Raw genomic sequence first — 23,337 nt, forward strand, 5'->3', positions numbered from 1 at the left:
CAGCAGTCAGAACAAGGTAAGAGCTGCTCCCGCACCCACCAGTTCACGCGGCGCCTCGCGCGATTGCTTGCCAGATGCATTGACGTCTCGATGCTCCGAACGACCACCCAACCCATGACGCTCGACCAGTGGCTCGACGCGGGTTGCGAGCCAACGCTTGTATTCGGGAGTGACATACGCGCCTCGCCCGTACAGCTCGCGGTAGCGACGGATGAGTGCCGGATGTTCCTGAGCAAGCCAATTCATGAACCACCCCCGAGTACTGCCGCGCAGGTGCATCGGGAAGACTGTCACACTCGTCGCACCGGCTTCGGACAGTGCCTCGAACAGACCGTTGAGGTGACTGGTGGAATCGGTGAGGAACGGAATGACCGGCGCCACCATCACATTGCACGCGAATCCCGCGTCGGTGATGGCGCGGATCATCTCGAGGCGCGCCCGCGGCGACGGGGTACCAGGCTCGATCTGCTTCTGAAGTGCGGCGTCGTTGATCGCCAACGACACTCCGATGCCGACGTCGACCTGCGCCGCCGCCATCTTCAACAGTGGCAGATCCCGTCGCAGCAGAGTTCCCTTCGTCAGGATCGAGAAGGGAGTTCCCGATTCGGTCAACGCGCGAATGATGCCGGGCATCAAGCGGTATCGCCCCTCGGCTCGCTGATAGGGATCGGTGTTGGTGCCCAGTGCCACCGCCTCCCGTTTCCAGGACTTTCGCGCCAACTCCTTGCGGAGCACCGCGGCGATGTTCGTCTTCACGACCACCTGGGAGTCGAAATCCGCGCCCGCATCGAGGTCTAGGTACTCGTGACTCGGTCTCGCGAAGCAATATCGGCAGGCATGTGAGCAACCTCGAAAAGCGTTGACGGTGAAGCTGAACGGCAACGTCGAATCTTCGGGCATCTTGTTGAGCGCGCTCTTGCAGAGCACCTCGTGAAACGTGATTCCCTCGAACTCCGGAGTCTGCACGGAGCGAACCAACCCGGCCCGTTCGAGTCCGGGTAGCGCTCCGTCATCTGCATCCAATGCCTGACCCGACCACCTCATAGCCCCAAGTCGAACACTTGTTCTAAGGTATGTCAAGATGGAGCAAATACCCGACCGTGCCTCACCACGGCCGGGAAGCTGTTGGCAGAATTCGGTGCATGTCGAACAGAATCAATATTTCGTCCGGTTCCGAATGGGAACCCAAGATCGGTTACTCCCGCGCCGTGCGCATCGGCAACCAGATCGCAGTATCCGGCACCACCGCTCCTGGTGAGACCCTCACCGATCAGACACGCGCAGCGCTCGAAACGATCAAGGCAGCACTTGCCGAGGCCGGCGCCTCGCTCGACGACGTCATCCGCACTCGCATGTACCTTCGTGACATGACGCAGTGGGAGCAGGCTGCTCTCGCCCACGGTGAAGTGTTCGGCGAGATTCGTCCCGCCACGACCATCCTCGAGGTCAGCTCGCTGATCGACCCCGCTCTGCTCATCGAGATCGAGGCCGACGCGGTCATCAGCTGATCACCAATCCGAACGTTTGTGACAGTGGGCGCCTAGTCTGAGCCGATGAAACCGATGCGGCTGTATCCGTTGACGCTCGCGCTCGGCATCACCGTCACTTTCCTCTCGCCCGGTTCTGCACTCGCAGATCCGGGCGAGAGTCTTTCGACGGCTTGCGGCAGCCCGCTGAGCAATGCCGAGGTGGATCGGATTGCCGAACTCAGCGATGTGACGACGCTGAACGGTGCCGGACTACCTCGCCTCGAGACCGCTGTCGAACGTCATCGGGAAATCACGTCGATCCTCGTCTCACACCACGATTGGCGAGGCCTGTTCTCTATCGGCCTCGATGCTGTCGAGCATGAGGCGGTAATGCCGCTGCAGCGAGATCCCGCAGCTTTCGACAATGACGAATGGGCCCATTCGGTCAGCTATGAATTGCTACGCAGGTACCTGGTGAACGTCCACGCTGAGTTCACGGGTACCCCCACCGATCCGGCGTGGAGCAACTATTTCACTCTGACGCGTCAGTGCGGCGCCAGTCCCGCGCGGGTCGCCATGGCCGGCTACAACGCGCACCTCACCGTCGACCTCGCTCATGCCGTCGCCACATCCGGAACCACTGCGGAGGATGTTCCCGATTTCTACAAGATCGTCGATTCCATTGCCGTCAAGGGTGGTTCGATCGTGACCCTCACCAAGGCCGAATACGACGCAGACCTCGGGCCGCTCTGGCGGTTCTACTTCGTCGGCGAAGGACTCGACCGTTTGGCCGGAAACTCGCAGCCCTCGGAACTGCTGCTCCGCGCAGCCGACAGCGGATACAACACCATCACACTTGCCAACGGGTTCGCCCTCCAGAATCCGCAGACCCGTCCTGGCGCCGAGCAGGAGATCGACGCACTCTGGCGCACCACGGATTCGGCGCTCGACGTACTCGCACGACTCGGCGGTCTGTGACTTCTCACCCTCTGCCGACCTGAAACGGACACACCTGAGACAATGACCCCATGACTGGGCACTCGGCGGGGCAAGGCATGCAGAGTCCCGCCATGCGCCGGGTACGAGACCTGTTGCGCGGACCCGCAATTGTCTGCAGCGAACAGGCCACCATCCGTGAGGCCGCGAAGTTGATGACCGACGCGGGACGCCGCGCTGTTGTGATCCCGACGGAGACAACCGGTTTCGGAATCTTCACTGAAGGTGACTTGCGAGCTCGCGTGGTAGTCGGTGGCGTCGACAGCAATCAGCCGGTTTCGACGGTGATGACGCCGTCTGCGGTGACAGTCGACCCTGATCGACTGGGCGCCGACGCGGTTACCGACATGCTCGAGTACGGATTACGCCATCTCCCGGTGGTGACCGATGCAGGCACGTTGATGGGTGTGCTCGAACTCAGTGACCTCCTGACTTCGGCCACCAATCAGGGTTTCGAACTGCGAGCAGCACTCGCCACGGCGGAAGACGACGCGCACCTCATCGAAACCGCCCGTGCCGTACCGGTTCTGGTGACGGAGTTGGTGGCGTCGCGGGTCTCACCGCTCGACATCGGCGCGACGCTCGCCGTGCTGATCGACGTCACAGTCAGGCGAGCCATAGAGTTGGTGGTTGGCGGTGACGAACGACCGGATTTCGCGTGGCTTTCGCTCGGCAGCGTCGCGCGGCGTGAAGCGCTCCCGTCTTCGGATATCGACAGCGCGCTGGTGTGGGGCGGTGAATCCCATCACGAGGGTGCCGACGCGGCGAAGCGCATCCACGACATCCTCGATCTCTGTGGGTTCCCGCGAGACACCAAGAACGCCGTCGCCACCCAGGCCAGATTTGCTCGAACGCTGCCACAATGGCGCACTGCGCTGCGCAAATGGGTCTCCAATCCGTACCAGGACCAAGCGCTGGTCATGTTGTCGATGCTGGCGGATGCCCGCGTCGTCGCGGGCGACCCGGCGCTGGATCCTCGCCCTGCAGCGTTGGATCAACTGAGACTGCATCCGGCCGTGATGCGTGTACTACTTCGCGAAGCGGTCGGCGACAAGGCAAAACTTCATTCATTCAAGGACGTGATGACGCGTCGGACCGGAACTGTCGACCTCAAGGCCAGCGCAGTCCAACCCATCGTGAACATCGCTCGATGGGCGGGGATTTCCGTGGGCGCCCGCACGAGTTCGACGCTCGAACGACTCAAGGCTGCAGCGGGGAGCGGTTTTCTACTCGACGACGACGCCCAGGTGCTGATCGAGTCTTTCGAGGTGCTGCAGCAGATTCGCGTCCGCCACCAGACCGATCAGTTCTCCGCGGGTAGGCCACCAACCGATGAGGTCGTGATTTCCGAACTCACACCGCTCTCACGCAGCTTGCTGAGCAACGCGGTGCGCGAGGTAGCAGGTGTGCAGCGACGCCTCGAGTACGCCGCGTCCGCGTCGGCGCTACCCGACATCGACCCGTGAATCGCACTGCGCTCGAACAGGTTCTGGCCGCGGAACGGCTCGAAGGCTGGGATCCGAGCGATGAGCAGATCGCGGAACTCGAAGCCTTCCTGATCGGGATGCTTTCTCGGCGTGAGTATTTCGAGCAGGAGTTGGCGCGGGCCGTCGGCCTCTCGTCAGCGATTCCCCCGCGGATCCGCTGGCGGCGATCAGCGCCGTACGTCTATCGCGGTACGTCGGTACTCAAGAACAACTTCGACGTACGAGATCCCGCGGCATTGCAGTCGCTGGAATTTGCGGCGACTGCACTGCGCCTGGGCGAGGCACATCTCGGAGGCGAACTGGTACCGCACACAGGCGACACTGTCGAACTTCTACTCCTTCACCAGCATGTTTTCCAAGACCTGTACCAGTGGGCCGGCTACATCAGAACCGTCGACATCAGGAAGGGCGCGGCCACCTTTGCTCCGGTTTCCGCGATCCGGAACTACCTGTCCGAGGTGGAAGAGATCATCGCCGCCGTCGACTGGGCCACGCTCGATCAGGGCGCTGCGTCGTTCGCGCTCGCGTCGGTGTACTCGACGCTCAATCATGCCCACCCGTTTCGGGAAGGAAACGGGCGAACCGGAACCCTCTTCCTGCATCGACTCGCCGCCGACACCCGGTATCAGCTCGACTTGTCGCGGGTGAGCAGAACCGAGTGGGAATCCGCGTCGAGGGATTCTGCGCCTTTCCGGCCCACCGGGACCCCGTCGCCTCGCCCGTTCATCGATCTGTTCAATCGCGCTCTGACTCGCTGACGAGCCCGGTGAACGGAGCGCCGCTTTGCACTATCACCACAAGCATCCCGTCATCCGAACCGGACTCGTGGATCTCGCCGGGGCTCCACAACACTGCCTCGCCTGACGCCATCGAGACCCGTCGACCGTCGTCTTCGGCTACCCAGCCCGAGCCGTCCACGACGACGAACAACTGCCAGAGGTTCGCAGAATGCTTCCCCAACAGGCTGTTCGGCCGACACCACGCGAAGTGACTCCTGAATTCTCCACCGTCCACCGAACGGGCGAGCTGCATCATGGTGATGTTCCGGCTGCCGTACTCGTCGGCGTCCAGGCTTCCTTGGGGCAGTGTCACGAATCGCATGTCTGAGTGTCGCTCACCTCGTCGACCTTCACAATGACCAACGATGACAACCACCGCGGACTGAACACCTTTACTGCTGAGAAAAGGGTGCGCACTCGACCATCAACCGGGCAGCGCGAACTCCCCCGCATCCGACCAGCGCTGACGCTCCGCCCCGAACGCGACGGACTGCGTCGCGCGGAACTCCTCGATCGAACGCGAGTTCGACGCGAGGAACTCCTGATGCTCGGCCAGCGAGAAGCTTCCGTCCTCGATCTCGACTCCCCCGCCGCGGCCGGCGGCGGTGTCCGCGCGCAGATCCATCAACTCTTCCGGCTCGACGGGATACCAGGAGATCCGGTCGAAGAATCGCAGTAGCCAGGGAGTGCCTTCCTCGAACGGGCCCGACTTCGCGGGGTGGCGGTGATTCCACACCTGCGTCGTACGTCCGACGAACTGGTACCCACCTGGGCCTTCCATGCCGTAGATGCAGAGGTAAGCCCCACCGATCCCGACGGCGTTTTCCGGGGTCCAGGTGCGGGCAGGGTTGTACTTGGTCGTGACCAAGCGATGGCGCGGATCGAGCGGCGTCGCGACCGGCGCTCCGAGGTAGACGTCGCCGAGGCCGAGCACCATGTACTCGGCGCCGAAGACGGTGTCGAACACGTCGTTCACGGATTCGAGACCGTTCATCCGGCGGATGAACTCGATATTCCACGGGCACCACGGCGCATCGGCGCGAACGCCGTGCATGTACCGCTGGATCGCTTCGCGGGTTGCCGGGTCGTCCCACGACAGTGGCATCCGTACAGTGCGACTCGGCACCACGAGTTCGTTGGCCGCGGGCAAGGTGTCCTCCGCCTCGGCGAGCATTCCCATCAGTTTGCCGACGGGCAGGACGTCCGGGTCGACGCGGACCTGCAGGCTGCGGATTCCCGGGGTGAGATCGAGTAGTCCGGCCGGTTTCTCGAGTTCGAGTCGCTGATGCAGCGCGTGTGCACGCGCACGCAGGGCCAGATCGAGATTCATGTCGCCGTATTCGACCAACACGTTGTCGTCACCCGAGCGGCGATATGTCACCGGGGTGTCGCCGTCGCGGCGGGCGATGACGCCGTCGTCGCCGTCACCGCCGGTGGAATGCACAACCGAACTGGAGGCTCGACGCGATACTCCCAGGTCACGGCGCGAGGCCGCCCGTTCGGCACGAACCGGTACGAAGCGAATCTTGTTGCCGGGAGCCAACTGTCCGAGCTTCCATCGATCGGCGGAAACGACCGTGATCGGGCAGACGAAGCCGCCGAGGCTCGGTCCGTCGGGTCCGAGGAGGATGGGTGTGTCGCCGGTGAAGTCGAGGGCACCGATCGAGTACGCGTTGTCGTGAATGTTCGACGGGTGAAGGCCCGCTTCGCCCCCGGTGGTTCGAGCCCAGTCAGGTTTCGGCCCGACCAACCGGACTCCGGTGCGGTCGGAGTTGAAGTGGACCTCGTACTCGGTCGCGTACAGCGTGTCGATGTCGGAGCGGGTGAAGAACTCCGGTGCCCCGTGCGGGCCCTCGGTCACCGCGAGTTCCCAGCACGTGTGTATCGCCGGAACATGCTCGGCGGGAACAGCTCCCGCTGCGCCGGTCGCCTGTCCGAGTTTGAGAACGTCTCCTGCACGCAGGGTCCGGCCTTCGTGTCCACCGAACCTACCCAGGGTGAAGGTCGAGGCGCTGCCGAGATAGTCGTCGGTCTCGATTCCGCCCTGTACCAGTACGTAGATGCGCAGTCCCGGACCGCTGACCGTTCCGACGTCGAGCACCGCTCCAGCGGGGACGAAAACCGGTCGCCACTGACCGTGTGTGACGCCGTCGACGGTTACCGACACCGGGGCGCCTGTGACGCACACCGTGGTGTCTTCGTCAAAGGTCATCGCAGGTCCAGCCATTGCACATTCGATTCCCGGAGCACCTTCAGGATTTCCGAGTGCGGTGTTTCCCAACCGAAACGACAGGTCGTCCATCGGGCCCGATGGTGGGACTCCGATCTGCCAATATCCGACCCGTCCGGGATAGTCCTGAACCGTCGTCAGCATTCCAGGACGCACGATGGTCAGCTTTGCGTTCATTCGTCCGCTCCCGGCCGTGTGACGATCATGCGGACTGCCGTCGGATCGAAGCCGTTGCACGGGTTGTTGATCTGCGGGCAGTTGGACACGAGGACAAGCGCGTCGCGTTCGGCACGCAACGCGAGCCGCTTTCCCGGCGCCGACAGTCCGTCGACGATGCCGAGCGTGCCGTCGGGGTCGACCGGGACATTCATGAAGAAGTTGATGTTGGACACCAGGTCCCGTTTACCGAGCCCCCATTTGGCGCCCTCTACGAGGAAGTTCTCGACGCACGCGTGCTGATGCTTGGTGTGGTGGCCGTATCGCAGCGTGTTCGATTCCTGAGAGCACGCGCCGCCGACTGTGTCGTGGTTTCCGACCTCGTCCGCAACAAGTGTCATGAGCGGAGTTCCGTCGTCACTGCGGAGCACGGAGCCTGTGGTCAGGAACAGATTCCGCTGGGCGGCGACAGTCGCTGCTGCCGAATACCGAACGCTGTGATCGTCACCGGCGTAGACGAGTGTGTCGACGGCTTGATTTCCGTGCAGATCGACGATGGTCAGGACGTCGCCGGCACGAACGAGCGCTGACCACGGCCCGAACGCGTCAGCGATCTCGTCGAGGATCACCGTTCCGGGAACGAGGGCGGGGACATCCAAAGTGGTGGTCATGCGATCTCCTCCAGGTTCGAAGCTGTCCAGGCGTCTTCGGTATTGAGCACTGCGCGTTGATATTCCGGCCCGCGATCGACAAGGCTGTCGAGTTCGTCGGCCGCATTCCACGCGAGGACTTCGAGGGACGTGGTGGGAAACTCCGACGCCGGGTCGAGTGGGTGTGCGGTGTTGGCGATCATCACGATGACGGGCAGGTGGATCAGAAGGTCAACCGTTGCACCTGCTCCGGCGGATCCGGTGCTGGTGAGAGCGCCGTCGGCCTCGACGCGCACACCGTGGAAGAACGACAACGGAGGCGCTATGTCCCGCGGCCCGAGTCCGTTCTTCGCGGCAGCCACGGTGAAAAGTTCGCGTCCGGCGGGTGAGGCACTGTGCAACGAACCCTGACCGTATTTCGCCTCGTTGGTGGCGCGCGATGTCGTTCCACAGAACGCGTCGTGGTGACCCGAGGTGTCTGCGACGACGGTCGCGAGTACTCGCCCCTGATCGGAGAGCAATGGGTGCCCGACGCCGAGATAGGCCTGCCACGGAACCTTGACCGTATCGGCGACGTTGAGTCGCTCCCAGGGAGCGTCGGCGCGGTAGAGCAAGACGTTTGCGCAGGCGCTGCCAGCGATGTCGCGAAGTCGCAATCGCGTTCCACGGGAGAGAACCTTCGTCGTGTATCGCCCACCCGGTACGGTCTCAGCCCAGGTCAGACGCTTCGAGGCGACGTCCTGGGGTGGGTTCGGCCAACGAGTTGCAGGCAAGACGGGCATGGAATCGGTGATCGTTCTCGCTTGGGACCGGGCATGCTCGCGGGCTCCGGCGGTGGTCTGGGTAGTCATGGTCAGGCTCCGATCGTGACGGGATTCGGGGTGGCGCGGCCGCGCGGGAAGCAGGCGACTCCCAGCCCCACGACCAGCGCTATCGTGATGGGCGCGGCCCACTGCAGGATGGGATATTCGCCGGTGGGATTGAAAATCTCGGCCCGCGGCCAGGACAGGTTGATCACCATCAGTGCGCCGTACACCACCGCGGCGATGTTGACCGGGACTCCCCAGATACCCAGGGAGAACAGCTTTTCACCTTCGGCATCGAACTTGGGGCCGGCAGCGGTGCGCGGCCATCCCTTGAGCCGCTGAGCCAACAGCGGCACGGTCACCATGAGATATGCCAAGTAGATCAAGATGATGCACACGCTGGACAGGGTCGCGAAAATTGCCGAGTTGCCCACGTTGACGGCCAGAACGGCAATGCAGATCAGGCCGATGAGGATGGACGGTGCGATAGGTGTTCCGGTGCGGGGGTTCACCTTTGCCAAGATCGGCGAGGCGGGCAGACGCCCGTCGCGGGCCATGGAGAACATAAGCCGTGATGCAGCAGTCTGAATTGCCAAGGTGCATACGAACACTGCGATCGAGACGTCGATCAGCAGCACAGTGCCCCACGGCGAACTCAGGATAGACGTCAGTACGTACGGCAAACCTTCGGTGGCCAGGCGGCCGTCGGTGAGCGAAGGCGCCGCCATCAATGCGCCGAGGATCATCAAGCCGCCACCGAGTGCGGAAGCGGAGAGTGCAAGACGGATTGTGCGAGGTGCAACGCGTCGGGGATTGCGAGTCTCCTCGGCCAGTTCCCCTGCCGACCCGAAGCCCACCATGACGTAAGCGGCCATCAGTCCGGACATGATCCACGCCCAGGCGTATCCGGGCTGACCCCCGGCACTGCCGGTGTCGAAGACGACGTCCGGTCCCCGCTGAGCGTGGGTGAAGAACATCCCGACCACAGCGATGACTCCGACGATTTCGCAGGTCACACCGATGTTGTTGATACGCGACATCCAGTTGACGCCGATGCAGTTGATGAAGGTGGTCAGAACCAGAAGTACCGATCCGAGCAGCACCGCATTGGCGGCACCACTCGAGGAGGTGAGTGCGCTGTCCTCGCCGATGATCTGGAACCCGCTCCACACATTGGGGAGCACGACCTGCAAGGCGATCGCGGCAGCCGACGCGGTGACGATCTGAGCGAGAATCATGAACCACCCGGCGAACCAGCCGACGATCTCACCGCCCATCCGCCGCGACCACTGGTAGATGGCACCCGAAATCGGATATCTGGCAGCAAGTTCCGCAAAGTTGAGAGCGACCATGAACTGACCGATGAAGACGACGGGCCAGGTCCAGAAGAACGCCGGTCCCGCGAAACCGAAACCGAGACCGAATAATTGGAAGATCGTCGTCAGAATGGAGACGAAGGAGAAGCCCGCGGCAAACGACGCGAACTTTCCCAGCGATCGATGCAGCTGCTGCTCGTAGCCGAACTCCGCGAGGTCGCCGTCGTCGTGAGGTGAAGATGCGAGCGCGGATGCGGTTGTGGGCTGCGCAGCCGGGGTGGTTGCACTCAACGGCGTACTCCTTCGGCGTAGCGATTCAGAGGCGAATAACTGTCGATTGATAGTTTTCGCGAAATCCACTCGCCGCAGGTGACGCCCGCGTATACGATTCGCCTGATTCTGTAACAGGCTCGTTGAGTACGTTTCGAGCACGTGACCGAATGCTCACAGCGGCGGCCACCCCGCATGTAAGGCCGCAGCCTGCCACTATGGAAGGCGTGACCAACGCCGGCCCCGGACGACCCCGCCTCACCGCTCGCCGACGCCCGGGTGGCACTGCCCGGGCGGAGATCTTGGATGCAGCCGCTGAACTGTTCACCACCCGTGGCTTCGCCGCGACGTCGACGCGCCACATCGCCGAAGCAGTCGGGATGCGTCAGGCATCTCTGTACAACCACTTCGCCACCAAAGACGACATCCTGGTTGCGCTACTCGCCGACACGGTGACTCCGGCGCTCGACTTCGCAGAGAATCTCAGGCCGCTCGACGCCTCACCCGAGGTGAAGCTGTACGCGCTTTCACACGTCGACGCGGCGCAATTGATCACCGGACGGTGGAACCTCGGCGTCCTCTATCTCTTGCCGGAACTGAGAAGCGACCGGTTCATGTCGTTCCGAGCCGATCGCGATCGGCTTCGCGAGCAATACCGGGTACTCGCCCAGGCGGTGCTCGACGCGATTGACGATCCGGCTTCAACTCATTTGGTCGAACTTCCATTTCGACTGGTAGAAAGCGTGATCAGCGCGCGAGTCGACGCGCTCGAAGGCACCCCGATCCCCGAAGCCTCCGTCATCGCCGGGTCGGCGCTGCACATTCTGGGGTGGCGTCAGGATCTTGATCCCCTCCATACGGAAGCGGCAGAGCTCATTGCGAACGCAGAAACGCCGACATTGTCCGGAGCTGCATCAGCTCCGGACAATGTCGACGCAATGAGGACCTAAACGGCCACGAGACTAGACCGAGAGAGACTGTCCCGGGAAGATCAAGTTGATGTTCGGAACCTGGCTGGCGAGGTTCTCGATCGAGATGCCGTGTGCAGCAGCGATCTTCGACAGGGTGTCGCCTGCCTTGACCACGTAGTTACCGCTTCCGGTGCTTGCTGCCGGAGCCGACTCGACGGAAGCCTCAGCGGTGACGGGAGCTGCTGCGGCCTCGTAGTTGCCCGCGGTGGTGCCGGTGGTCAGGTACTGACCGCAGACGGGCCATGCACCGACGCCCTGGCCTGCGAGAACGTTCTCGGCGACACGGATCTGCTCAGCCTGGCTGGCGTTGGCAGCGTTGCCCGATCCACCGAATGCATTCCAGGTGCTCTGCGTGAACTGCAGACCACCGTAGAAGCCGTTTCCGGTGTTGGCGGCCCAGTTACCGGAGGACTCGCAGTTTGCGACTCCGGACCAGTCGTGGCCGGCTGCCGACGCGGTGCCGGTGCTCATGGCGAGCGGGATCGCGACGACTGCGCCTGCGGTTGCAACTGCGCCGAGGGCGCGCTTGAAGGTGATGCTGGTCATTGGGTAAATCCTCTCCGCTACCGCGGACGAGGTCGGCCCGGACGCTTTCACGTCTCGTCGATCGACTCGCCTGTTTCACTCCTGCCCCGCGAAGGTTTCGGGAGTACCGGACCCGCGGGGCAGAAGCACGCAGTTGCGGGTCGGTGTTTGCCCGGTAGTTTCGGGCTGTCAACGACCGTAGGCGATGGTCACGGATTGGTCACGGGGAAGTTTTCCAGCACTGCCGTACCAGTTTCAGCCGAGATTCGAACGATAACCACAGGTCAACTGATTGATTCGAGCGTTAACCATACCGATCGTTATCCGTTCGTTATGTGGTAACCGTCACTGAGATTTTGTGACCCATCGCACCGAAATCGGCCGTGTCGGACCGCCAACGAGACCCCTGGGGATGTTAAGAGAGTCCTGGCAACGGGAAAAACCAACCGCCCCAATCATTATGGAGAATGGACTGGTGATCGTCGCAGTAGAAGGACCTAGCGCCGCCGGCAAAACCACCTGGTGCCGAACCCAACTCGGTGGCGAATCCGCAGCGGAAGGATTCGTCGCCGAGTATCAGCCCACCGGGTTCGAGCCGGACGGCACGGATCTCGACGTCCAGGCAAGTTACTGGGCAACGGTCAATTCGAAGCGATGGTCGCAAGCGAAAGATCTAGAGTCGAGAACCGGTATCGCGCTCTGCGACAGCGACCCGCTGAAACTGCACTACAGCTGGTGTCTCGCTGCGGTGGGCGCAGCGCCTCGGGAGCGATTCGAGTACGAGCTCGCGGCAGTCGAGACAGCTTTCGCGCACCTCGGACTGGGTTTCGCGGATCTGACCGTCATCTCGATACCGTCACCGGAGCAGCTTCTACTGCAGCGCGAAGGAGACCTCAGCCGCCGACGACGGCATTTTGCGCTTCACGCGGCGCTCGCCGAGCCGCTCACCCACTGGTACTCGGCGGTGGACAGGGTAGATCCAGGTCGCGTTGTGTGGCACTTCCCGACACAGCTCGATCTCTCGCGCTGTCCCCCGCCTCGATCGGATCGCAGCGATCTGGGCCTCCTTCGCGCGGTGATCAACGAGCTGCCGCCTCTCCCCAGGTAGGGAGCGGCTGCTCGATCTCAGCGCGCTCGTTCGACCCTGGCCTCGTCCCACACCGGCGACTCGCTCTCGTACACGTTCCCATCCGATCCGAAGACGAGGAACCTGTCGAACCCGCGCGCAAACCAACGATCGTGGGTTACCGAGATGACGGTGCCGGCAAACTGTGCAATGCCCTGCTCGAGCGCGTCAGCCGAATGAAGGTCGAGGTTGTCGGTCGGTTCGTCGAGCAACAACATCGTGGCGCCGGAGAGCTCGAGGAGCAGGATCTGCAATCGTGCCTGCTGACCACCAGACAGGTCGTCGTACTTCTGTTCCGCAGCTTGGGACAATCCGTAACGGTCCAGCGCGCGGCTCGCCGCTTCACGCCCCATTCCGTTGCGGTGCTCGTCGCCCATGTGCAGGATCTCGAGCAGCGTATTTCCGGTCAGATCGGGCCTGGAGTGTGTCTGCGCAAACAATCCGGGACGCACCCGGGCACCCAGCGTCGCGGTACCCCCGTGCTCGACCGGCGCGATGTCGAGCGCCTCGACGGGCAGATGCTCGGTCCCCGGATCGGTCCCACCTCCTGCCAGGAGACGGAGGAAATGCGACTTCCCGGATCCGTTGGAGCCCAGCACGGCGACGCGGTCTCCGTACCATATCTCGGTGTCGAACGGCTTCATCAATCCCGTCAGCTCGAGATCCTGACATACCAAGGCGCGCTTGGCGGTTCGCCCGCCCGCCAGGCGAACTGTCACCTTCTGCTGAAGTGGAATCGCTTCGGGCGGTCCTGCCTCCTCGAACTTCGCCAACCTGGTTTGCGAGGCGTGATAACGCGCAGCGACGCCGTCGTTGAACTTGGCCTTTTCACGCAATCGCAGAACCAGGGCACGTAGTTTCACGTGCTCCTCGTCCCAGCGTCGACGCAGTTCTTCGAATCGAGCGTTGCGATCCTCGCGGGCCTGGTGGTAACTGGCCAGCCCAGCGCCGTGAGTCCACGACGTTGCACCGCTGATTCCCGGTTCGAGAGTCACGATGTGGGTGGCCGCGTTGGCGATCAGTTCGCGATCGTGGCTTACGAACAGGACCACTTTCGGCGATTCCGAGATCGTCTTTTCCAGCCATCGCTTGCCCGGAACATCGAGGTAGTTATCCGGCTCGTCCAGCAGGAGTGCGTCGTCGGGCCCAGCGAACAGTGCTTCGAGTACCAACCGTTTCTGCTCGCCACCGCTGAGGGAGTTGGCTGCGCGCCACTTCGCACGGTCATAGGGAACACCGAGCGCCGAGGTAGTGACCTTGTCCCAGAAGTCTTCGGTCTCGTAGCCGCCCACGTCGGCCCAATCGGCCAACGCATGCGAATACTTCATTTGAGTTGATTCCTCGTCGCGATCGATCATCGCGTTCTCCGCTGTGTCGAGCGCCAGCGCCGCGTCGCGGATCGGCGCCGGAGAGACGGACAACAGAAGATCGCGCACGGTGGACTCGTCGCGAACTTGGCCGACGAATTGCCGCATCACGCCGAGTGTTCCGGATCGAGTGACCGCGCCCTCGTCAGCGACGGCGTCTCCGGCGATAATACGAAGCAACGTCGTCTTACCAGTCCCGTTGGGCCCGATCAGTGCAGTTTTTGCACCGTTTCCGACTCGAAAGCTGACACCGCTGAGCAGTTGTCGACCATCAGGGAGGAAGTAGTCGACGTCGGCGATGTTGAGGTGGGTCACGGGCTCAAGCGAACCCTATCGGCGTCGATCTGCCAAACCATTTGTTCGCTCGCCGGCCTCGCGCCCACTGTTGTCAGAAACGCGTGCGAACGCGTCGAGCGCCGCCAGATAGCCGAAAACCATTGCGGGACCGATAGTTGCGCCTGGCCCCGCATAGGTATGACCCATCACCGGCGAACTGGTGTTTCCGGCGGCGTAGAGCCCGTCGATGACCGAACCGTCCGCGCGCAGCGCCCGCGCGCGAGCGTCCGTGTTGATACCGCCCTTGGTTCCCAGATCGCCGGGAACCATCTTCGCCGCGTAGAACGGGCCCTTGGTGAGTTCTCCGAGGCTGGGATTGGGCTTGTTGGTGCAGTCACCGTAGTAATGGTCGTATTTACTTGTCCCCCGGCCGAAGTCGCGATCAACTCCGTCGCGCGCATAACTGTTGAATCGCGTGATCGTCGCCGACAACGCATCGCCTGGTACTCCGATCTCGGCAGCGAGTTCGGCAATCGACCCGGCTCGAACAATCGCACCCGATTCGATCCACGACCGAGGTATCGGCCCGCGCGCCGGAACTCCCGCGAACAGGTAACGGTCACGGTAAGTCTGATCGAAAATCAGCCAGGCCGGAATATTCTCGGCAGGGCCGTCACCTCGGCCATGTTTTCCGCCGAACATTGCATGCGCCGCTTCGACGTAGGGAAGTGACTCGTTCATGAACCGATTCCCGCCCGCGTTGACCATCAGACTGCGCGGCAACGAACGTTCCGCCAAGGCGAACCACGGGCCCTTGGGCAGTGGAATCGACGGCGCCCACCACGCGTCGTCCATGTACGAAATTGCTGCGCCGACGCCCAGAGCTGCTCGGATACCGTCCCCGGTATTGGTCGGCGCTCCGAGAGTCCACTGCGCACTACTCGGTCGACGCTGATACTCGCTGCGCATGTCGTCGTTGTTGTCGAAACCGCCGCACGCGAGGATGACGCCGCATCGCGCGCGCAGCGTTGTCTGTACTCCCCCGGACTCGAGTCGCACGCCCACCACCCGTCCGCTGTCGGTAACCAAATCCACAAGTTTCGTTCCGAGTTTCACCGGCACGCCGGCTTTCCGAACTCCGAGCATCAGTTCCGCCATGAGCGCTGGTCCGAGCCCGATCAACTTCTTCTTCCTGGCCTTCGCGGCCAGGGATCTCATTGCCACCCGAAGCATTCGCACCGGCCCGCGCCAATGCCGAATCCCCGTGCTCAGCCACCGGTAGTCAGATTGTTGGACAACCATGTTGAGCGGAACCTTCATGTACGGCGGATGAAGTGTCGCGAGATCGTCGCCCAGTGCTCGGGCGTCGAACGGGCGCGGTTCGCACGATCGCCCGCTTGCAAGTCCGCCGGGCGCCTCGGGAAAGTAGTCGGAGTAACCCTTCACCCATTCGAGCTCCAGAGCCGAATGTCGGATCAGGAAATCGAGGGCTTCGGGGCCTCGATCGATATACGTATCAATGCGGTCGGTGTCCGCGTCCTCCCCGACAATGCTCTTCAGATAGGTTCGCGCAGAGTCGATATCGTCTGCCGGCGCCTCGCGGCGAAGTATCGAATTTCCCGGAATCCACACGCCACCCCCGGACCGGGACGACGAACCGCCCCAGTATTCGGACTTCTCCACGAGGATCGTCGAGAGTCCGTTGTGTGCTGCCGTGATGGCTGCGGACATGCCGGCCGCCCCCGACCCGACAACAACCACATCCGCTACGGGCGGCACGGCGCCCTGAGAGTCCTCGTCCATCACTGGTCACGACCTTTCGTGTCATCTTCGTCCTGCGTATGCCACCGGGATCCCCGAACGGCGTCGAGCGCCCCCTCGACGCACACGGGAAGCGATGCCCCGCGTTTTTGGGGGTGACGTATCCATTGCCGATAGCCGAACTCCGCCGCAGCCAACATCAAATGAACGAGAAGTCCTGGGCGGCTGTCATTTTCCGGATCGAGTTGCATTCGCTGTGCCACCAACTCGACCAGCCGATCACGATGTTCGGGCGCGATCAGCGCGACTCGATCCATCAGGTGCGGCGCGGTACGGAACGCCGATCGCCACTGATCGATCTCCGAGGACTCGAAAGCATTGGAACGCTCGAGGATTGCCCGTGAGATCGCAAGATCAGCCGACTCGGATGCCGGGCGATCCTCGAGCAGCGTCACGATTCCGGCACCTCCCTGCCTGACCGGATCCAACAACAGATCCTCCTTGTTACGCACGTGTCGGAAGTACGTGCTCGCCGACACCCCCGCCGCCGACGCGATCTGCTCGGTGGTCACATCTTCGAAACCGTCACGCGCGAACAGTTCGAATGCCGCACGTTGAATGTCTGCTCGCACCTGCAACCGTTGTCTCTCCCGTAGTGACATCAGCAACGTCCTCCCGCCTCGGCCGAGATCCGGCCATTCTCGATAATGGGAGTCTCGCCTATTGTGACAGTCACTGTCAATATCCAATTCTCTGTCAGATATCAGCAGACCCCGGCATTTCGTTGACAGGGCGTTCGATTTCACGACAAGCTTCGAAGATGAAGCGATGGTTCGCGGCCGGCCTTGGAACAGCGATCGTCTCGCGATCACTTCTGCGCAAAGCACTCATCAGCAAGTTCCGACGCGACGTCCGTGCACTCAATTCCGGCAACTACCGGCCGCTGTTGAATTCCTATCACCACCACGCGGTGCTCAGATTCGCAGAGGGTGATCATCGGTGGGCAGGAGTGCATGCCGGACAGGGCCAAATCGAGACGTTTCTCCAGGAATTTGTCGCCGCTGGGCTTCAAGGCGAAGTCACCGAAGCGTATTTCGGTGGTCCACTTTGGCGCATGACTCTGCTCGCGCGTTTCAATGACCGAGCGCTCGGCCCGGACGGCGCCGTCATCTACCAAAATCGGACAGTGCTTCTCGTTCGAACCAAGTGGGGGAAGATAATCGAGCAGGAAGACTATTACGAGGACACAGGCAGAATCGGCGACTTCGACAAGCGGCTTCGCGAAATCGAAGCCGGACGAACCTGTGGCACAGTCGTGGAATGACAGATGTCAGGGCTGACCGGTATCGAAAACTATCGGCATTCCTCGCTTCCCGGAACGATGCCGAACTGGCCCAACTGGTAGACACCGCTCGCGTCACGAGTGTCGGAGTGGGCGGCGCCGCAGGACTCGTCAGTGTCGGCGAAAACAGGCTCAACGGCGTTCCGGTATTCACCAAACGAATTCCACTGAGCGAACGGGAACTCGCCGACGTGGGCTCCACGTCCAATCTCTTCGACCTACCCATGTTCTGCCAGTACGGCATTGGAGGGCCAAGCTTCAACGCATGGCGAGAGCTGGCCGCGAACGTCGTCGTCACCGATGCCGTTCTGGCCGGCGAAACACAGTCCTTCCCAATGCTTTACCACTGGCGGGTGCTGCCCGGCCGCTCACCTGTTGCATCCGAACACGCGGACATCGACGCGGTGCTTGCCGCTCAGAGCGGCATCCCGGCTGTGCGGACGCGCCTCGAGGCGCTCGCCGCTGCACCAAGCAGCCTCGTACTGTTCTGCGAGTACATCGCACACCCGATATCGGATTGGCTGCAGGACAACCCGGCCGGCAAGGCTGCCGAAGTCGAGCGACAGTTTTCGGAGATCGTGGCGTTCTTGCGCGATCGACAGTTGCTCCACATGGACGGACATTTCGGCAATATGCGCACCGATATGGAGCGGATCTATCTCAGCGACTTCGGACTGGCCACATCGCCACACTTCGACCTGTCAACTGCCGAGCACGACTTCGCCCGGCGTCATGCCACTCATGACGCCGACTACGCCGCCATGCTTCTGGTCAACTGGTTGGTGACCGAGGTCTGCGGGGTACCGAGGCCGACAAGCGGCGGACCAGTCGCCCGCAACGAGTACGTACGCTGGTGCGCCACAGGTCATATCCCAGGTGATGTGGCACCGGGGGTGGCTGCGATCTTGACCCGGCACGCACCTGCCGCTGCGGAGATGAACGACTTCTACTGGCGATTGTTCGACGGCGACTTCGACGCGCACTACCCTCATATAGCGGCTGTTCCGAGATCCGGTCGAGGACAGGGTTTTCCCTGAACTGCCGTCTCCACATCTCAGGGTTCATGTCATCCTCCGGACCGATGTGCTGGTCAGTGTCGGTAGGGCACAGTTCTGCACATGATTGAACTGAGGGGATTGACCAAGGTTTACGGACCGACGAAAGCGGTGGACGATTTGTCGTTCACGGTCAAGCCGGGCATCGTGACGGGCTTTCTGGGCCCGAACGGTGCCGGCAAGTCGACGACGATGCGGATGATCCTGGGTTTGGATCAGCCGACGTCGGGTGCGGCGTTGATCGACGGCAAGCCGTACCGGGAGCTGAAGACACCGTTGCGGACGGTGGGCGCGTTGTTGGATGCGAAGTGGGTGCATCCCAATCGCAGTGCGCGGGCGCATCTGCAGTGGATGGCCGCGTCGAACGGGATTCCGAAGTCCCGGGTCGACGAGGTGCTCGGGTTGGTCGGGTTGTCCGAGGTGGCGGGCAAGAAGGCCGGCGGGTTCTCGTTGGGCATGTCGCAGCGTCTGGGGTTGGCGGGTGCGTTGTTGGGTGATCCGAAGGTGTTGTTGTTCGACGAGCCGGTCAACGGTCTCGATCCGGAGGGCATCGTCTGGATTCGTAAGTTCATGCAGCGGTTGGCGGCCGAGGGCCGCACCGTGCTCGTGTCGAGTCACCTCCTGTCGGAGATGGCGTTGACGGCGGAGCAGTTGGTGGTGATCGGTCGGGGTCGGTTGATTTCGGATTCGACGGTGGCGGAGTTCGTGGATCGTTCGTCGGAGTCGACGGTGCGCGTGCGCAGCCCACAATTGGACGCTCTCCATACCGCATTGACTGCCCACGGACTGACTGTCCGCGAGGAGCATTCAGGATCGGAGCCGGTGTTGGTGGTGGTGGATTCGACCACTGATGTGATCGGTGGTTTGGCGGGTTCGCAGGGAATCGTGTTGTACGAGTTGGCGTCTCAGCAGGGGTCGCTCGAGGATGCGTTCATGAAGTTGACCGGAGACGATGTCCAGTACCACGCGTCCGGTGTCGATCCGGGTGCCGGAGCCCACCAAGCAAATGCACACCAGGCAAACACACAGCACGCTATGGGAGGTGCACTGTAATGGCTGTTCTCAGTGCTGAACGTATCAAGATCACCACGACCAAGTCGCCGCTGTGGTGCACGATCACCATCATCGTCCTAGGGTTGGGCGTCGCCTGGATGATCGGGCGTTCGTCGAGTTCGAGCATTCAGGCGTACAACGATGAAGCCGAATCAGGCACTCCTGATTTCGAGAAATTCCTCCCCACGTTCAACGACGCGGGGCTAGGAGTATCCGGATTCGGCGTCATGGTCCTGATGATCATGGCGGCGCTCGCGATCACCAGCGAATACCGCTTCGGCATCATCCGTACTACCTTCCAGGCCATCCCGAGTCGGGCTTCGGTTCTGATCGCCAAAGCCGGCCTGATCGGGGCTTTCGGCGCGGTGCTGTCCTTCGTTCTCATGCTCGGCGCGGTATTCGTCACCAAAGCTGCTGCAGGATCTGAAGGTTCCACCAATCTGGCACTGGACAACGCCGATGCCTGGCGCGCCGTTTACGGCGTACCGATCTTCGCGTTCCTCTGCGTCGCCCTTGCTATTGCCGTCGGAGCACTCCTTCGTCAGTCCGCCGGCGCCATTGCACTACTGCTGCTGTGGCCACTGCTCATCGAGAGCCTGTTCGGGATGTTCGGATCCTTCGGCAGAAACGTCTCACCGTTCCTCCCGTTCGCCAACGCCGACCACTTCCTCTCTTCGGGTTCGAGCATCAATTTCCATTGGGGCCCTTGGGGAAGCCTGTTCTACTTCGCAGCATTTGTGCTCGTGATATTCGGAATCAGCATCGCCGTCGTCAACAAGCGCGACGCCTGACCGAGACACAAACTGACCACGACCAAAACTGGCCGCACCGGAGCCCTTCCGGTGCGGCCAGTTTTGCGTTGACAGAACCCGCAGATACGTTGCCGACTGCATGCTGGCAGCCGGGCGGCGAACATCGCTGGATCTGAACACACGCGGATTCGCGTCGCTCTGTCCCGTAGACGCGGCACCTTGCAAGAAGACGATGCTGATGCGGGGAGAGGTCGACATGCCGCGCAACTCGATCGAATCTACAACGCACTGAGTGACCGACTACCCGACCTCACCCGGCGGGTAGTGATCACCGGCGTCGGACATCAATGCACACCGGACAACACGGAAGAGGTCAACCTGGCGCTGGTCGAGTTCTTGGCAGACTGACCTTACGCGTCAGCGTTCCAGTTGCGCGGCAAGATCCTTCATCCAATCCAGGAATGCCTGCGGGCCGTCGAACTGGACGCCGTCGACTGCGGCAACTTCTGGTGCAATGTCATCGCCCTTGACCACCAGCGCTTCTCCCCCGGACGCGATGGCCGCAGCAAATGCTGGTAGATCTCCGCGGTCGTCACCTGCGTACGCGACGACGTCGACTCCCGCGGCCTCGATCGCACGAAGAAGACCTGTCCCCTTGTTCTCCCTGACGGGTGGACGCAATTCTTCGACCAGCTTGCCGGGCTCACGATGCAACCCGGTCCGGCTCGCGATTTCAGTTGTCGCTGCTTCCACCAGGCGCTGCGCGGCCGCTCGATCTGCAGCCCGACGCCAATGCACGGCCACCGCAAGGCCTTTGCTCTCGACATGGATACCAGGCACTGCCTGAGAATCGAACAAGCGGCGCAGTTCGGCTTCTGCTTCAGCAACGGCATCACTGAACGCCGCGACAGCCGGAAGCACGTCGATTCCGTTCTCCGTCCAGGTCTCGACACCGTAGGAACCCATGAGTACAACCGAATCCAGACTCAGCCGTTCTCGCAGAAACGACACCGGCCGCCCCGAAAGCAGGCCGACTACACCGAGATGCTTCGTCAGAGTCGCGAGCACGTCCTCGGCGCCGGGCAGGAGTGCACTCGCCGACGGATCATCGACGATGGGTGCAAGCACACCATCGAAATCCATCACCAGTCCAGAACGAGCTGGATCGGACGTGAGTCGGAGGATGACGTCCGAAGCGGTTCGCATGGTTCGAGTGTGCCAAATCGATCGCGCCCGCAATACCAACACCGGATCCGAATGTAATCTCTGCCACTTCGTCCAGGTTGTCCGGAACCGCTGGGGAAGTCGCGTTCTCTCCGTGCAAGGGCGGACTGTGGTCCGATACAGTTCTCGCGACGCTTACCAACTGGGGGGTAATGATGAGCGAATTGACTGTCGTCACTGACGACATCCGTAAGTACGGCTCGATGTCGGCCGAAGCGGCAGGACACATCGCGCAGGCCGCCGTCGTCGATCTGGGAGCCAACATCGCGGCAGTCGCACCGGCCGTAGGCCCCGTCGGGATCGAATTTCTCGACGCATTCGCGCGCGCTCAGGCCACACACACCAAAGATGTTGCAGCACTCGCCACGTTCTACGCCGGCAATGCCGCAATTGCCGCTGCAGCCGCGCAGGCCTATGACACGACAGATCATGCAATCGCGTCAGATTTAACCGGCGTGGCTGGATCGACGGACATGACCGCGTGAACACCGATCGCATGGACACCGAAGACGACTCGAAGACGGTCCTCGAACTCCTTCAAGGTGGTAGTCCAGTCCCGGCACTGCCGAACAACGCGGTCGACTCGATGCTCGCCGGCGTACCGGTTCCGGCGCTCCCCGGAATCGAGGATCTATTCGCGCCGTTGATCGAACTCGGGAAGAGTCTCGGCACAGGCGCTTTTGCCGGCATCGATCCCGTCGGCATCTTCAGCCAGGCGTCCACGCTGATCGACCAAGCCATGGGACTGTCCGACAGCGCAGTCGCCCAGGTGGGGCAGACCTGGCACAGCACCGGCCGTGACGCCGCGAACGAACTGTCGCGATCCGCACAGAACAGCGGCGCAGAATTGAGCGAACGCGGAACCGCGATATCGAAAACCACTGCTGCCGCCGCGGAATCGGTGCAGCGAGGCAATGCAAATCTCGCGTCGATCGCGCAGTCCTTCGCCGCCACGGTTGCGGCTGCTGCACCGATCGTGTGGACACCACCCGGGCAGGCGATGTTGCTTGCCTCCGCAGCTGAACACATGCAGGCAGCCGTCGCGGCGGTGACTCGGACTCGTGGGGAGATGCTCGGGCACACCGCTGCCATGAACGCCCTTGCCGGGTCGATCCCCGTTCCGACTCCACCGACCAGTGAGGCACTCTCCAACCTGGTCACTCCGGAGGCAATCAACAACGCCGCCCGTCAGATCGCCCAACCTCTGTCTGCATCAACCGATGCCGGTGATGCGTACTCCACCCACCCGGCCTCCATGCAGCAAGGCACCGACGCAGTTCGGGCCTCGGCAGCGCAGGCAGGCGCCGGACTTGCGACCGGCGTCGACAAGCTGTGGGGCGCGGGCAATTCGTCGACGTCACTCGCAGCTGGCGGATCGCAGTCACCCGGTACGACAGCAAACTCCGGTGGAGCGTGGGCGGGCGGGAACGGCGCGAGCGGTGGAACTATGAGAGGCGCAGCGGGAGTTGCTGCAGTTCAACCAGTTCCGGTAGCAACGCCCGCCCTGGGTGCAACATCTTCGGCGGTCAGCGGCGGCGGTATGACGCCCGGGGGCATGATAGGCGGCGGACCTCGCGGATCGCGGGACGACGAGTCGTCACGCACCACTGCGGGGTATCTCGTCAATGCCGGCGACGAAAATTCGATGGTCGACGATTTACCGATGGTGTCCCCGCCCGTGCTCGGCGCCAAGGATCCCGATCAGTACCTGTTCCGAGATCTCTGA

Annotated in this window: 24 protein-coding genes; 13 read left to right on the top strand and 11 right to left on the bottom strand. The window is 62.4% G+C overall.

The features are described from left to right. Window positions 1-6: 6 nt before the first annotated feature. Entirely contained in the window at window positions 7-1,044 is a 1,038-nt protein-coding gene (locus tag ACSW29_RS22175; protein ID WP_317827940.1) for an Rv2578c family radical SAM protein, read from the bottom strand. Window positions 1,045-1,142: 98 nt separating this feature from the next. Between ACSW29_RS22175 and ACSW29_RS22180 the strand changes: the two genes are divergently transcribed. Genes ACSW29_RS22180 through ACSW29_RS22195 form a run of 4 tightly spaced genes read left to right on the top strand, consistent with a single transcriptional unit; the run spans window position 1,143 to window position 4,710 of the window. After that, window positions 1,143-1,508, top strand: a complete 366-nt coding sequence (locus ACSW29_RS22180) for a RidA family protein (RefSeq protein ID WP_230815501.1) — start codon at window positions 1,143-1,145, stop codon at window positions 1,506-1,508. Window positions 1,509-1,562: 54 nt separating this feature from the next. After that, window positions 1,563-2,447 carry a DUF5995 family protein gene (locus tag ACSW29_RS22185; RefSeq protein WP_347873108.1) on the top strand — a complete coding sequence of 295 codons (885 nt, stop codon included), beginning with the start codon at window positions 1,563-1,565 and terminating at the stop codon, window positions 2,445-2,447. Window positions 2,448-2,497: 50 nt separating this feature from the next. After that, window positions 2,498-3,931: a putative nucleotidyltransferase substrate binding domain-containing protein gene (locus ACSW29_RS22190; protein WP_347872687.1), complete on the top strand. Its 1,434-nt coding sequence runs from the start codon at window positions 2,498-2,500 to the stop codon at window positions 3,929-3,931. Then, entirely contained in the window at window positions 3,928-4,710 is a 783-nt protein-coding gene (locus tag ACSW29_RS22195; protein ID WP_448278316.1) for a Fic/DOC family protein, read from the top strand. Before ACSW29_RS22190 ends, ACSW29_RS22195 begins: the two co-directional genes overlap by 4 nt. Here ACSW29_RS22195 and ACSW29_RS22200 read toward each other — a convergent pair. The 5 genes from ACSW29_RS22200 to ACSW29_RS22220 all read right to left on the bottom strand — a co-directional run bounded on the left by ACSW29_RS22200 (window position 4,688) and on the right by ACSW29_RS22220 (window position 10,180). Further along, window positions 4,688-5,053, bottom strand: a complete 366-nt coding sequence (locus ACSW29_RS22200) for an AraC family ligand binding domain-containing protein (RefSeq protein ID WP_448278317.1) — start codon at window positions 5,051-5,053, stop codon at window positions 4,688-4,690. The two genes, ACSW29_RS22195 and ACSW29_RS22200, sit on opposite strands and share 23 nt — an antisense overlap. A gap of 102 nt (window positions 5,054-5,155) precedes the next feature. Further along, complete coding sequence (locus tag ACSW29_RS22205) at window positions 5,156-7,138, bottom strand: 5-oxoprolinase/urea amidolyase family protein (protein ID WP_448278318.1); 1,983 nt, start codon at window positions 7,136-7,138, stop codon at window positions 5,156-5,158. After that, window positions 7,135-7,788 (bottom strand): urea amidolyase associated protein UAAP2, encoded by a 654-nt coding sequence (locus tag ACSW29_RS22210; protein WP_347872683.1) that lies wholly within the window; start codon window positions 7,786-7,788, stop codon window positions 7,135-7,137. Before ACSW29_RS22210 ends, ACSW29_RS22205 begins: the two co-directional genes overlap by 4 nt. Further along, window positions 7,785-8,618, bottom strand: a complete 834-nt coding sequence (locus ACSW29_RS22215) for an urea amidolyase associated protein UAAP1 (protein ID WP_448278319.1) — start codon at window positions 8,616-8,618, stop codon at window positions 7,785-7,787. The genes ACSW29_RS22210 and ACSW29_RS22215 overlap by 4 nt, the downstream gene beginning before the upstream one ends. A 2-nt stretch (window positions 8,619-8,620) precedes the next feature. Beyond that, a complete protein-coding gene (locus ACSW29_RS22220) occupies window positions 8,621-10,180 on the bottom strand; it encodes an amino acid permease (RefSeq protein ID WP_230815494.1) in 1,560 nt (519 codons plus the stop codon). A gap of 197 nt (window positions 10,181-10,377) precedes the next feature. Between ACSW29_RS22220 and ACSW29_RS22225 the strand changes: the two genes are divergently transcribed. Continuing rightward, window positions 10,378-11,109, top strand: a complete 732-nt coding sequence (locus ACSW29_RS22225) for a TetR/AcrR family transcriptional regulator (RefSeq protein WP_448278320.1) — start codon at window positions 10,378-10,380, stop codon at window positions 11,107-11,109. A gap of 12 nt (window positions 11,110-11,121) precedes the next feature. Here ACSW29_RS22225 and ACSW29_RS22230 read toward each other — a convergent pair whose 3' ends face one another. Beyond that, window positions 11,122-11,676, bottom strand: a complete 555-nt coding sequence (locus ACSW29_RS22230; protein WP_448278321.1) for a transglycosylase family protein — start codon at window positions 11,674-11,676, stop codon at window positions 11,122-11,124. A gap of 439 nt (window positions 11,677-12,115) precedes the next feature. Here ACSW29_RS22230 and ACSW29_RS22235 point away from each other — a divergent pair, with 439 nt between their 5' ends. After that, window positions 12,116-12,763: a hypothetical protein gene (locus ACSW29_RS22235; protein ID WP_230815491.1), complete on the top strand. Its 648-nt coding sequence runs from the start codon at window positions 12,116-12,118 to the stop codon at window positions 12,761-12,763. Between the two features lie 17 nt (window positions 12,764-12,780). Here ACSW29_RS22235 and ACSW29_RS22240 read toward each other — a convergent pair whose 3' ends face one another. The 3 genes from ACSW29_RS22240 to ACSW29_RS22250 are packed head-to-tail and all read right to left on the bottom strand — an operon-like array spanning window position 12,781 to window position 16,847. Continuing rightward, complete coding sequence (locus tag ACSW29_RS22240; protein WP_448278322.1) at window positions 12,781-14,463, bottom strand: ATP-binding cassette domain-containing protein; 1,683 nt, start codon at window positions 14,461-14,463, stop codon at window positions 12,781-12,783. Between the two features lie 15 nt (window positions 14,464-14,478). Beyond that, window positions 14,479-16,227, bottom strand: a complete 1,749-nt coding sequence (kstD, locus tag ACSW29_RS22245) for a 3-oxosteroid 1-dehydrogenase (protein WP_448278323.1) — start codon at window positions 16,225-16,227, stop codon at window positions 14,479-14,481. Next, a complete protein-coding gene (locus tag ACSW29_RS22250; RefSeq protein ID WP_230815488.1) occupies window positions 16,227-16,847 on the bottom strand; it encodes a TetR/AcrR family transcriptional regulator in 621 nt (206 codons plus the stop codon). Before ACSW29_RS22250 ends, kstD begins: the two co-directional genes overlap by 1 nt. 158 nt (window positions 16,848-17,005) lie before the next feature. Between ACSW29_RS22250 and ACSW29_RS22255 the strand changes: the two genes are divergently transcribed. The 5 genes from ACSW29_RS22255 (at window position 17,006) to ACSW29_RS22275 (ending at window position 20,795) form a co-directional block, all read left to right on the top strand. Further along, window positions 17,006-17,509, top strand: a complete 504-nt coding sequence (locus ACSW29_RS22255) for a hypothetical protein (RefSeq protein ID WP_448278324.1) — start codon at window positions 17,006-17,008, stop codon at window positions 17,507-17,509. Next, window positions 17,506-18,564: a serine/threonine protein phosphatase gene (locus ACSW29_RS22260; RefSeq protein ID WP_448278325.1), complete on the top strand. Its 1,059-nt coding sequence runs from the start codon at window positions 17,506-17,508 to the stop codon at window positions 18,562-18,564. The genes ACSW29_RS22255 and ACSW29_RS22260 overlap by 4 nt, the downstream gene beginning before the upstream one ends. An 81-nt stretch (window positions 18,565-18,645) precedes the next feature. Beyond that, window positions 18,646-19,635, top strand: a complete 990-nt coding sequence (locus ACSW29_RS22265) for an ABC transporter ATP-binding protein (protein WP_448278326.1) — start codon at window positions 18,646-18,648, stop codon at window positions 19,633-19,635. After that, entirely contained in the window at window positions 19,635-20,426 is a 792-nt protein-coding gene (locus ACSW29_RS22270; RefSeq protein WP_347872675.1) for an ABC transporter permease, read from the top strand. The genes ACSW29_RS22265 and ACSW29_RS22270 overlap by 1 nt, the downstream gene beginning before the upstream one ends. Window positions 20,427-20,606: 180 nt before the next feature. Continuing rightward, the gene (locus tag ACSW29_RS22275; protein ID WP_347872674.1) at window positions 20,607-20,795 is read left to right on the top strand and encodes a hypothetical protein; all 189 of its coding nucleotides are present in this window, start codon (window positions 20,607-20,609) and stop codon (window positions 20,793-20,795) included. 9 nt (window positions 20,796-20,804) lie between these two features. Here ACSW29_RS22275 and otsB read toward each other — a convergent pair whose 3' ends face one another. Next, window positions 20,805-21,593 (bottom strand): trehalose-phosphatase, encoded by a 789-nt coding sequence (gene otsB / locus ACSW29_RS22280; protein WP_317828499.1) that lies wholly within the window; start codon window positions 21,591-21,593, stop codon window positions 20,805-20,807. Between the two features lie 173 nt (window positions 21,594-21,766). Between otsB and ACSW29_RS22285 the strand changes: the two genes are divergently transcribed. Further along, entirely contained in the window at window positions 21,767-22,096 is a 330-nt protein-coding gene (locus tag ACSW29_RS22285) for a type VII secretion target (protein WP_448278327.1), read from the top strand. After that, the gene (locus ACSW29_RS22290; protein WP_448278328.1) at window positions 22,093-23,337 is read left to right on the top strand and encodes a hypothetical protein; all 1,245 of its coding nucleotides are present in this window, start codon (window positions 22,093-22,095) and stop codon (window positions 23,335-23,337) included. Before ACSW29_RS22285 ends, ACSW29_RS22290 begins: the two co-directional genes overlap by 4 nt.

This window comes from Rhodococcus sp. GB-02 (assembly GCF_053470465.1).